The organism is Cupriavidus sp. 05N40 (assembly GCF_056397305.1).
Map to the genome: position 1 here is coordinate 1 of NZ_JBFTND010000220.1, position 11,742 is coordinate 11,742.

Below are 11,742 nucleotides of genomic sequence, written 5' to 3' on the forward strand. Positions count from 1 at the left end.
GTACCAGGCCTCGAATATGTCCTGGGAACTTCCAACCATGTCAATCCAGATTTCGAAGCCGCGATACTCAACGGAATGTTGCATAGGGAACTCCGGCACGTTTGCGCCGGCAATGATCGGCGGCAGCTATTGAGGGCGCGCGCATGGTGGCAAGTTCGCTGCCGCCGGCGTCGGCAAACCGAGCAGCGGCCTCATGGCAGCCTGATACCGCCCGTATAGCGCTACATCGTCGCGGGATTGGCTCCAGTGGCCGCGTGTCTGAGGTACTGATCCGCAAGCGCAAGCTCAGCCTGTGCATGGTCAAGCGCTTGCACGATGGCCTGCACATCCCCTACGAAAGCCTGCTGTCGTAAGCACGCGGGCACCAGGCAAACGGCGGAGGCGCCGAACGAGGGCAATTTGCAGTGAGCATTGCCGGCTACGGCGGCGAGCCCCACCTTGCTTTGCGTGCTCGATGAGCGGACGAACGAGCTGGTGGTCGACAAGGAAGTGGCCTTTCGCGCGAGGCGGCCCGAGGGGTTCGCTATGGTCGGATGTTCGCCGCGGATGGACGAGCCTGAGCGGCGGGTGACCGGGGCGAGACCGGCATAGGCGGCAAGATGCGCGGCTGAAGCGAAGGCTTCGCGACCTCAGTGAGGAGTCTGGCGGCGGTCCTGACGCCGACTTCCGGCATGCTGGTCAGGACCGGCCAGCGAGGGTGTGCCTGTACCAGGCGTTCGACTTCGCTGGCGACCTCGTCGCGTTGTTTGCGTGAGGCGACGAGCTGCAGGGCCAGGCGCGGCATGACGATGGTGGCTGCCTACGCGCGCTAGCATGGTTAGGCGGCTGGCGAGCGTCTTCTCGCTGGTCGCGGCAAGCTCGGCGGGCAACGGGTAGCGCTCGAGCAGATCGAGCACGGCCGGATGGTCCATGCGAGGTCCGTTCCAGTGCGGATGGATCTGGGTGAGCAGGCCGCGAATGCGGTTACTGGTTTGGGTGATTTGGGCAGCCAGATCGTCGTCGAAGCCTCACAGCATGGTGAGTTCGGCGAGTGGTTCGTCAGCGAGTCGCAGCGAGCGGGGCTCCCTTGTTTTCCCTGCAAAAAGTGACGAAAACGACTGCGTCCTGCCGCAGCCATCGAAGAGGCCCGGAAACCTGTTTTACTAGCCAAGCCACACCGCGTGCCCTGGATGCTGCAGGCAGCGGTGATACCGCGGCCGCGCCAAGGGCAGATAGGTTGGATGAATTCTGCCGTGTCCTGGCATCTTGGTAAAGATCCCTTTCTGGTCGTGCGTCAGTGGGCGTATATTTAGATTGCGGTGCCAACCCGTCATCTGCTGCCAAAAAGTGCAGCAAGGGGCATAACACGAGCAGTGAGGCCGACGCATGCATGCGCTTGAAAACCCTAGGGAAAATCACCTCCTGTCCGTTTTGCCCGAAGTGGAGTGGGCTCGCCTAACTCCGCTACTGGCCGCGGTAGATTTGCCACTAGGCCACGTTATCTACGAGTCTGGAGACCGCCTCGATCATGTGTACTTCCCAACCACGTCGATCATCTCTCTCCTCTACGTCATGGRAGACGGCGCATCAGCCGAAATTGCGATCGTCGGTAATGAAGGCATCGTGGGTGTTGCCCTTTTCATGGGAGGCGAAACCACGCCGAGCCGTGCGATTGTACAGAGCGCTGGCCGCGCCTATAAGTTAAGCGGCGCCGCCATGAAGCAAGAATTCAATCGAGGTGGCCCAATGCAGCGACTACTGCTTCGCTATACGCAGTCGCTGATCACGCAAATGGCACAGACCGCTGTTTGCAATCGGCATCATTCAATCGACCAGCAACTTTGCCGTTGGCTATTGCTGAGCATGGACCGCTTGCCGTCCAACGAACTGCGCATGACGCAGGAGTTAATCGCCAACATGCTGGGCGTGCGAAGATCTGGCGTGACAGAGGCGGCGCCGAAACTACAGAGCGCCGGCCTGATTCGCTACCGTCATGGGCATATCGAAGTACTCGACAGGCCTGGGTTGGAGCAGCGTGTGTGCGAATGTTATGCCGTCGTGAAGCAAGAATGTGATCGTCTGTTGCCCGACTTACGAGCGATTTGAGCATGTCACATCGGCAACGAACCACTTCGGATTTCCATGGCAAAACTGCGACTGGCTGAGTTCATTCTCCACGACATGGAGACCATCCTGGCGCAGTGGGAAGCGTTTGCGAGTACGCAATTGCCGGCTTCGGCGACTATGAATCCGCCGGCACTACGCGACCACGCCGAGCAAATTCTGCGGGCAGTCGCAAAGGATTTGTCTACTTTCCAGACCAGGATAGCCCAGGCAGAAAAGTCGAGGGGCCTAGCCCTCCAATTGATCGACGCCGCAGAAACCGCCGCACAGACGCATGCCCATCTTCGCTTGCGAAGCGGCTTCGACATCAACCAACTGGCGGCTGAGTACCGGGCTCTGCGCGCCAGCGTTCTTCGTCTATGGATCGACAATTGTCAGCCTGACTCACCTGATCTCGATGACATGATCCGATTCAATGAGGCCATCGATCAGGCGCTGGCAGAATCGATCGGTCTTTTTACTGCGCAAGTGGACCAGGCTCGCAACCTGTTTTTGGGAATGCTGGGCCATGACATGCGAAGCCCCCTGCATATCATCCAGTTGACTGCGGTCTATCTTGCGAGTGTGGAAGCTGGAGAGAACGTATCCGGTGCCGCTCAGCGGCTGATCAAGAGCGGTGCTCGCCTGAAGGCGCTCCTGGACGATTTACTTGATTTCAATCGAACATCGTTGGGTCTACGTATCAATCTTGGTTCGGACAAAGTCGACTTGGCGAACTTGTTCGCCGAAGAGTTAACTCAGTTACGCGCTGCGCATCCGGGCCACGGGATCAATCTGGAGGTGAAGGGCGACACGCAGGGTGTTTGGGATGGTCGACGTCTGCAGCAGTTGCTCGGCAATCTGGTGGTGAATGCAATCAAGTACGGAGCGCCGGACGAGCCTGTACGAGTAGTTGTGGCCGGAGACGAGCGGGAAGTTCGCTTCGAGGTCAGGAATAGTGGGCGAGCCATCGAGCAATCGACCCTGGCTCAGCTCTTTGACCCTCTAAAGCGGGCCCCCGAGCATGAGAGCAGCCAACCCGCCGATGGCAGCCTTGGACTAGGCCTGTACATCGCGCGCGAGATTGCCCGAGCTCATGGTGGCGAGATAACAGCACGGTCCGACCAAGAAGAAACGGTATTTGCTGTCCGCTTGCCTCGCTGCGAGTAACGGTCATGTTGCATTGCACGGGAGTGCACTGGATCAGGTACCTTGCTAAGTGGATCTTGAAAATCATGAGGGAATGCTTGCGTAGCTGCGAAGAGTTATTGCCTGTTGCGTTGGTGAACGCCTACCTTGGAAATCGGGAGCTAGCCCCGCGAAGATGCGAATAGCCTCGCGCGTGTGCTCAAGCGACGCGGGCCGATCGGCGGGCATCGCGTTCTGATCGTTAGCCGGTGCGGGTGGCGTGGCGTCGTGCTCTTCCATCGTGGGCTCCCTCAGGATGGCGCACCTCGCCAGCGCGAGACGCCTCTTGTCAGCAAGTATAACCAGCCCCCGGACGCACGGGGCGGGGTGGCCAGCGCGGGCCCCATTGCTCTGAACAACAGGGCAATATTAGGCCTAGAGCGCGCCCTGAAGCTTCCAAGTCCGCATGATCAGAGCATCAAATTTCCGGCCCCCTAGTACGAATACCGCACGAGTCCTGCGAATGAGTTAGACGTGGTCAGTGTACCGCTTACCGGGAACCGGCGTATTACCTTCGCTGTGCAAGCAAAACATGGCTGCGTGAAACGCGTGGCCGATACAATATGCGATCGGCACAACGGCGCATAAGAGCATAGGAGCGCTCTCTCGGTCATTCAGGACGGCGCCCCCACCTGCTCCTTCTCAGGTGAAAAAAACCTTTCTCCTCAAGTCGGTAGATACGCAAAGCCGGCGGTATGTCGGCCAATCTCGGACGACTATCGTGGAGCCACCAAATCAGTTGTATCCCTCCCCCCGTTTTGATTCTGAACATCCCCCTCATCGACGCATTCTTCACCGCACCCTTTCCCAGCTCTAGTGTCCATTCGGAGGAACGCCAACTGAGCCCGGCGGCATGCTAGCGACAATCCCGTCGTTCGGCGATCCGGCGCCCAGATATCGAATCGGGTGCCATCCCCGCTGCGGCTCTAACGTCGGATTTTTGCGGCAGTTTTTGAGGATCTGTCTGAACCCGCACCGAAGAGCCCTTGCCGAAGCGCGCCGCAATCGCGTCTTGCACACTTGACAGCGCTTCGGCCTGGTGCTTTGCTTCCTCTGCTTCCCGCGCTTTGCGCGGTTCCCCACGCAACGCCGCCCGCGGCAACTCGCGGCGAAGAACCGCCACTCACTCTGCAATGGCGTTGAAACGCCTTGTGTCGGCGAACGCCCAGCCAGCCGCAGATTCTATGCCAACCGTACAAAAGGAGTTGATGGGCGCTTTGATGACGGGGAAAGTTGGCAGGAAGCTGAGTCAGGCATCGCGAAATGCGGGCACGCTTTCTAAACGAAAAGACGGAGTTCCCGATCTTTCATTAGGATCTGGGACATAAATGCATGATGCGCCTACTGGAACAGGCGCTAGTCTGAGAGTCCCTTAACGCAGGGCACCAACCGCCGCTGTGCAATATTCGGCGGCAATATCTACCACTGTCTTGTAGAAATGCGTCGTACCGGGGCCACGTTACCCGAGCGATAGCCAGCCCCGTTTGGACACAGGTTCTAGCACAGTGAGGATTGGCTGGAGCGCGCGTGCGCATATCGATTTGCGCCGATTCGTCCTTGGCGCGCAATCTGCCTTGGATCGGTCCTTGCAGCTCGTTCTTGCCGAAACTTCTCCCGGATCCGCCATGCCAAAGACGCCAGCCCCCAAGAAGCCTGCCAACAGCGCAGCTAACAAGCCCAAACCCGCGCCCAACGAAACCGCGCCGCCAACCGTCACTGGAGCAACCACCAGCGATAAGACACAGACCGTCAGCCGGGCGGCCACCGGGGCGGATGCCGCATACGACCGCGCCGTGACAGAGCGTCTCGCTCCCCGGCCTACGGTATTGGGCACCGATACAGTCGGCAATCTCGTCTCGAACGAGGACCGCGTGCTGACCACCAACCAGGGCATGCCCATTGGCGAGGACGATAACTCGCTTCACCTGGGGGCGCGTGGCCCCACACTCCTCGAAGACTTCCTGCTGCGCGAGAAGATCACTCACTTTGATCACGAGCGCATCCCGGAGCGCGTGGTCCACGCGCGGGGCGCCGCCGCGCATGGCTACTTCGAGTTGTATGAGTCGCTGGCGGAATTCACCACTGCCGACTTCCTGCAGTGTGAGGGAGCCCAGACGCCAGTGTTCGTACGCTTCTCCACCGTGGCGGGCTCACGCGGGTCGGCGGATCTTGCGCGTGACGTGCGCGGCTTCGCCGTCAAGTTCTACACGCGGCAAGGCAATTGCGATCTGGTCGGCAACAATATGCCGGTGTTCTTTATCCAGGACGCCATCAAGTTTCCCGACTTCGTCCATGCGGTGAAACCCGAGCCGCACAACGAGATCCCGCAGGCAGCGTCGGCGCACAACACCTTCTGGGACTTCGTGTCGCTGCAGCCGGAATCAATGCATATGGTGCTGTGGACCATGTCAGGCCGCGCGCTGCCGCGCAGCTTCGCCACCATGGAAGGCTTTGGCGTGCACACCTTCCGCCTGATCAATGCCAAGGGGAGTGCCACCTTCGTCAAATTTCACTGGAAGCCGGTGCTGGGCGCGCATTCGCTGGTGTGGGACGAGGCCCTCAAAATCAACGGCAAGGACCCGGACTTCCACCGCCGCGACCTGTGGGAATCGATTGAGAACGGCGCGTTCCCAGAGTATGAATTCGGCGTGCAACTGGTGCCCGAGGAGGACGAGCACAAGTTCGGCTTCGACTTGCTCGACCCGACTAAGCTGATTCCCGAAGAACTGGTGCCGGTGCGCCGTGTGGGCAAGATGGTACTGAACCGCAACCCGGACAACTTCTTCGCGGAGACCGAGCAGGTGGCTTTTCACCCCGGGCACCTGGTGCCGGGGCTGGATTTTACTAATGATCCGCTGTTGCAGGGGCGGCTGTTTTCCTACCTGGACACGCAGCTCACGCGGCTGGGCGGCCCAAATTTCCATGAGCTGCCGATCAACCGGGCACTGGCCCCGGTCCACAACAACCAGCGCGACGGTTTGATGCGTCAGACGGTGGTGGGAGGTCGCTCCAGCTATCAACCCAACAGCGTGGGCGGCGGTTGCCCGTTCCTGGCGGGCAACGCAGATGCACACCTGAGTTACGCTGAAAAGGCCGCGGAGGGTGCGGCCAAGGTGCGCCGGCGCAGCGACACATTCTCCGATCACTTCTCGCAAGCCAACCTGTTCTGGCGCAGCCAGACGGATACGGAAAAAAGTCAGATTGTCGATGCCTACACCTTCGAACTCTCCAAGGTGGAGATCCCCGACATCCGTGCCCGTGTGGTTGGCCAACTGGCCCATATCGCGGCCGAGCTTGCCGCCGGCGTGGCGAGCAAGCTCGGCATAAACGTGGAGCCTGTGGGCAAGCCGGTCGAGATCGACGATTACGGCCTGGCGGCTTCGCCAGCGTTGAGCCTGGCGTCGCAGCCGAAGGGCAATATCCGTGGCCGAAAGATTGCCGTGCTGGTTGCGGACGGCGTGAGCGGCGCGGCGGTAGCCGCGTTCAAAGCCCGGGCCGAGGATGCCGGGGCATCCGCCAAGGTGATTGGCCCGCGCGCTGGCGGCGTGACTTCCGCGCAAGGCAAGGTGGTGCCGGTCGACCACGCGCTGTCGTCCGTGGGTTCGGTGCTGTTCGACGCGGTGTACGTGCCGGAGGGRGACGTCGACGCGTTGCAGGCCGACCCCGCCGCCCTGCTCTTCATCTGCGAGGCCTATAAGCACTACAAGCCGATCGGCGCAGGCGGCACCGGCACCTTGCTGATTGCGGCCGCCGCTCGCGCGGCCGGGATCGACGGCGGCTTTGCCGGGCCGGGCGTGGTAATCGGCAAAAACGATGGGGGCGCCCAGCTCGATGCATTCCTAGAGGCCGTGGGCGAGCATCGCTGGTGGGCGCGCGCGGACGCCGCGCGGGTGATGGCCTGAGTGGTGGGCGCAATGCGCGAGGCGGGACCCCCGGTGCTGCCATCTCGCCTCACCTGAGCGACGCCCGTTCAGTCGCGCCGCGTTGCTGGCAGCAGTGGGGCTCCGCAGTGGTCACCGTTCTGGCGGGCGTGGCTAGCCGCCCGCCTCCACGCCGCCGCCGTGGGACGTTCGATGCGGGCTTTCCCATTGCGCGAGGCGGTGCTGACCAGTTGTGAGGAAGGCCCCGTGGTATCAGATGAGCCAGACCAGATTAACTCAACGAATACCGCGAGTGAGTTCGGCGCGGCGCGCTCGCTTCTCTACCCTCCGATGTCGTATAAACGTAGGAGGACCTAGGACGCTGTGCCAACGCGCGCGCCATCTTTCATGAGACGCTCGATCTTTGCCAGGTCGTCGGGCTTGCAGAAATGCTCAGTAAAGCCCGCTGCTATTGTAGCTTCGCGCTGCGCTAGTGATCTTTGTCCGGTGTACGCGACGAGGCGCCATCTGGCAGTTGGATAAAGCTCCCCCAGGCGCCGAGCCGCTGAGATTCCATCCATTCCAGGCATCTCCACGTCGAGAATGATTAAGTCCGGCCAGAACCATGCGACAGCGGTTATCACCTCCGTCCCGTCCCCGCAGACAACCACTTCGTGTCCCAAAAACGCAGCCAACGCGCCTAGTGGCTCGCGCTCTGACGCATTATCGTCCGCAATCAGTATTTTCATAACCCCAGACCCCCAAGGCACTATTAAATGCAAGCGCGGTCCCAGAAGAGGTCCCTTTTCGATTGTGCGGTGCAGCGCAAGGGGGCGCGGGTGTGGGCGCGTAGGTACTATGAGGAATCGCATTTTGTGATGGCGATGCGCCGCCGGGGGAACGACGTCCCCTCAATAGTTGCGGAACCGTCGGCCCCTCGGTCCGGCTCGTCGGCGGCAGGATCCATCGTGAGCATGCCCGTTTTTTCGCGTTCGGCCGGCGTATCCATTGCACTGGGTTCGCGTGGAATTCTGCCGCATGYCGAGGTATGCCAGTTGCCAGTGGTCCATTGCGCTTTTTCCCAATCCTATTTCCGGAATGTTGTACTAGTGCGCAAACAACGCGATCAAGATGATGATCGGAATAGGTACCCCAAGCATAAGAAGAAGAAGCGAGCGCATCGTGTACTCCTAAGCAGGTCTGACTGCAGGTTCGCTCATTGCGCGTTGCGAGACGACCATATGGTCGCGCCGAGCACCACCAAAGGTTGCGCAAAGGCTGGCAAAGAATGCACCGCAAAGCAAGGCTACGAAAAACCATAGACTTCCATGTGCTGTAGCCTTGCGCGCCATGTCTGCCCGCTGCGCAGCAGCAGCTTCTTCAGTCTTGATTGCTTTGTCGAGCCTGCTATATGTGTCCAATACACGTTTCTCAGCGTCCACGTCGCTCAACCCTGTGAACCGCGCCACCTGCCTCGACGCATACAGCTTGTCCTCGGGCGTTAGCCCACCCGATCGAACATCGTGCAAGAAAATGGCAGTCATTTCGGCGCGGGGTACGGATTCGGCAGTGCTTGTTAAAGGTTGGTCGGAGCGCCACAACATATCCCCAAAGTAAGCACCGGAAGCGGTGCGCTGCTGGGACGGGTCGGGCGAGGCTGCGACCGATCGCGCGCTCGCCAGGAGCCCAGCCGTGACGGGCGCGGTCGCACCAACCAGGATGGATCCGATCGTCGCAGTGAGGAACGCTGCCGTAGCCAGGGAAGCGACCGCCCACGCCAAAAAACCATGCGCGGTATCCCGAAAATAAACTTCGTCCGTATGCACTGAGGCCCATTTCACGCGGAGACGGCCTGCCAGATAGCCGCCGATTCCGGCTGCGGCAAGCTGAGTAAAAACGAGCCAAGCTATGGTTGAGGCGCCCAACGTGTTCGCGCTGGCACCGTTGCCAGCCCATGGGGACGCGGCGGAAAGTCCAAGACCAACTCCCAGAATGAGGAGAATCAGCGAGATTGCTGCCGCAGCACTTCCGCCGGCTAAAACTGCCCCCCACGCGACGCCCGAAGCGGTTGAATCGGGTTCCGTCACTTGCTCCGGGCCGTCGAGAAAATGGGATGTCATGATTGACTCCGGTTCGGGAAACGAGGTGGGCGAGGTGGGCAGGCACGCAAGCTCTGCGATTGACTTCCTCAAAATGCCTTTCGCAAAAATTATGCCAACGATGAGTCTCGTCTTTGAACTGGCCCAGTGCCGAGTGCCCTAGGTTTCAATGCACGCTCGTCGCGCCGCGCAGGCAGGTCATTCCTGCAAGTTCGGTAGAAATATCCACATTCTTGCCAGTTATCCCCTCCTGAATGGCAAGGTGTCGGTACGTCCGTATCTGGAGCGGCCCCCTGAATCGCCTACAAGGACCTTCAAATCCGGTCAATTCTTTTCTCAATCCAGCCTGCATCAAATCCGGGGCGAGCGACGAGATGGGACTGCACACCTACAACCGGCCTACGAACGCGCTGAGCTCGGGCCAGAATGCTTAACCGCTCAGCATGGCTCCATCCGGACAGCGGCATTGCAGTTTGCGTATGCCACTCGATTCATCGAGCTGTCATGCTGTCGGTCCAACCTGTCGTCGATTCGTCCGTTGTAGGCTGTCAAGAAAAGATGACTCKGAATCCCTATGTAACGTCAGGGTCGCTCGGAGGTGAAGCAAGCTGGGACATGGTTAATCATGAATGTCTCACCACGATTCAGCAGAGCCCGGATGATGCGTGCATGTTTGGATTCGCTATTGGACCAAAGCGCGCAGGGCATAGTCAAGGTGAACGCCCTTTCCGTTTTCCAACTTCGACGGCATTCCCACGGACGCCCCGCACGTTCGGGCGGCCTGATCGATTGGTAGACCGTGGGAGCGCGAGTCGCGCGCACTCTATCCCCGAGATCGGAGCACATCTTGATCGTGGCACGGGAGGGCAAGGTTGAATCTGGCAGAGGTCTTGGCATGTGCAGCTCAAAAAATAGGGCATGTAAAAGAGCGACTCCATCGTTATTTCACGAAAGTGAAATTATATCTGCGAACGCCCGATCTCACGCCAGTGCAAACGAATGCAATAGTTTGATGCTGCGATGCCCTTGTGCTACTGACCCACGGGTTACCGCGAGAGGAGCGCGGACGACTATGTTTGTGACGCCGCAGCCCCCATCCAGCCCGGTCTTCCCGCGCGATATGCGAGGTCACCCAAAACCACGATGTGGGTACCCATCATGGCGTCAAGGCCTCGCTCGTCGGCGCGCGGAGCGCAAAGCAGGCTGGCCGGGACATATGACATCGTCGGGAGGCGCGGCCTTGACTTCCGGCAGGCCCCTGCAGATTGGATCCATGTTCACCACGTAGGTCACTGCTGTCAGCGCCCCCCTTCCAACTCATCCTCTTTGATGAAATTGCCCACACGGCCGTTGCTCGTATGCCGGTTCGCGCGTTGGTCCTCATGGCGTCATGTATGAAACGTTCCGCGCCCACGTGCGAGCCGATGCGCAGCCCCAGGTCATCATCCTCTCGGCGCAGCATGGCTTCATCCAGCCGGACGCGGAGATTGTCCTCTACGATGCCCGCATGACCGCAGGTCTCGCGAAGACCATGCTCTCGGACCTGTCGACGGCGATGGCCGATGCGGCGTGGCCCGACCAGCTCGGCCCGGTTTTTCTCGCCGGCGGCATGCACTATCGTCGGGTGATGCGCGCAGCCGTAGAGCGGTGGGCCCGTAAGGTTGGTGCTGGCAGCGCGCCTACGATCATGGAAACCAGCGGCGGCATCGGGATGCAGCGCTCCCAGCTCGGCCAGTATCTGGACAGCCTAGCCAATGAACTTACCGAAGAGATCGGGCGCTTTCCCAACGGGGTGCCCTACTTCCGCCGCGCTGGGCCGTTCACGGTGGGCGAGCGCGTCATTCACGTCTACCGTCACCTGCCGGGCATTGTGCCCGGTTGGGCAACCATCCGGACCCTTTTCCAAGGACCCAGTGGCCTGACCGCCGAAGCCGATGTCGAGGAGGGAACGGGAAACCGCGCGCACATCGTTTCCCGTTGGATTGCCCTGAACAGCCTCCAGCCGAACCAATGACTATCACCATCCCCCTGCAGCTGGAAGCCAAGGCCCTCGCTGCCAACCTCGATGGCACGCCCGGCGCCCTGCTTGCCCTCACCCATGCCGGCTACCGCTACTGGACCAAAGCCAGACGCCTGCATTTCCCGCCGCCGCGGCGCGAAGCGTTGCTGTTGGAGATCATGCGTTTCTGTGCAGACACAAACCTGCTGGAGTGCGCCCCCGACCCTGAGGACCGAGACCGCCAGCACGTGATAGAAGAGATGCTCGATGCCCGCTATCTGCGCTATGCACGCCTCAAGCGCAATCGGCATCGCGCATGAGCACGGTGGCGACCTTCTCTCCAGAGCCACACGGCGGCGAGCATCTGTCCGCCTGGTTCCACCCCGCTAACCTGAAGGCTGTGTCCGCCTCGAAGAGGCGGCAGGGGTGTGGGGAAAGCGGAATATCGCGGTAGGAATGCCCATTGCTGGACACCCCCCGCACAGATCCCGGCGTGCCCAATTCAGGCACCGGG

Annotated in this window: 7 protein-coding genes and 1 pseudogene; 5 read left to right on the forward strand and 3 right to left on the reverse strand. The window is 60.5% G+C overall.

Annotated elements, in window-relative coordinates; translation table 11 throughout:
• Positions 1-527 precede the first annotated feature (527 nt).
• Positions 528-1,058 (reverse strand): annotated as a pseudogene (locus tag AC1DO7_RS34380) (transposase); the annotation flags it as partial.
• A gap of 307 nt (positions 1,059-1,365) precedes the next feature.
• Between AC1DO7_RS34380 and AC1DO7_RS34385 the strand changes: the two are divergent.
• From AC1DO7_RS34385 to AC1DO7_RS34395, 3 genes are all read left to right on the forward strand, one after another.
• Positions 1,366-2,085: a Crp/Fnr family transcriptional regulator gene (locus AC1DO7_RS34385; RefSeq protein ID WP_477117126.1), complete on the forward strand. Its 720-nt coding sequence runs from the start codon at positions 1,366-1,368 to the stop codon at positions 2,083-2,085.
• 45 nt (positions 2,086-2,130) lie between these two features.
• A complete protein-coding gene (locus tag AC1DO7_RS34390; RefSeq protein ID WP_441622585.1) occupies positions 2,131-3,252 on the forward strand; it encodes a sensor histidine kinase in 1,122 nt (373 codons plus the stop codon).
• A gap of 1,643 nt (positions 3,253-4,895) precedes the next feature.
• A complete protein-coding gene (locus AC1DO7_RS34395) occupies positions 4,896-7,172 on the forward strand; it encodes a catalase (protein WP_441643571.1) in 2,277 nt (758 codons plus the stop codon).
• Between the two features lie 332 nt (positions 7,173-7,504).
• Here AC1DO7_RS34395 and AC1DO7_RS34400 read toward each other — a convergent pair whose 3' ends face one another.
• Complete coding sequence (locus tag AC1DO7_RS34400; protein ID WP_441622573.1) at positions 7,505-8,002, reverse strand: response regulator; 498 nt, start codon at positions 8,000-8,002, stop codon at positions 7,505-7,507.
• Between the two features lie 318 nt (positions 8,003-8,320).
• Positions 8,321-9,250 (reverse strand): hypothetical protein, encoded by a 930-nt coding sequence (locus AC1DO7_RS34405; protein ID WP_441622575.1) that lies wholly within the window; start codon positions 9,248-9,250, stop codon positions 8,321-8,323.
• A gap of 1,369 nt (positions 9,251-10,619) precedes the next feature.
• Between AC1DO7_RS34405 and AC1DO7_RS34410 the strand changes: the two genes are divergently transcribed.
• Positions 10,620-11,243 carry a DUF6884 domain-containing protein gene (locus tag AC1DO7_RS34410; protein WP_441622577.1) on the forward strand — a complete coding sequence of 208 codons (624 nt, stop codon included), beginning with the start codon at positions 10,620-10,622 and terminating at the stop codon, positions 11,241-11,243.
• Positions 11,240-11,548: a hypothetical protein gene (locus tag AC1DO7_RS34415; RefSeq protein ID WP_441622579.1), complete on the forward strand. Its 309-nt coding sequence runs from the start codon at positions 11,240-11,242 to the stop codon at positions 11,546-11,548. The genes AC1DO7_RS34410 and AC1DO7_RS34415 overlap by 4 nt, the downstream gene beginning before the upstream one ends.
• Positions 11,549-11,742 lie beyond the last annotated feature (194 nt).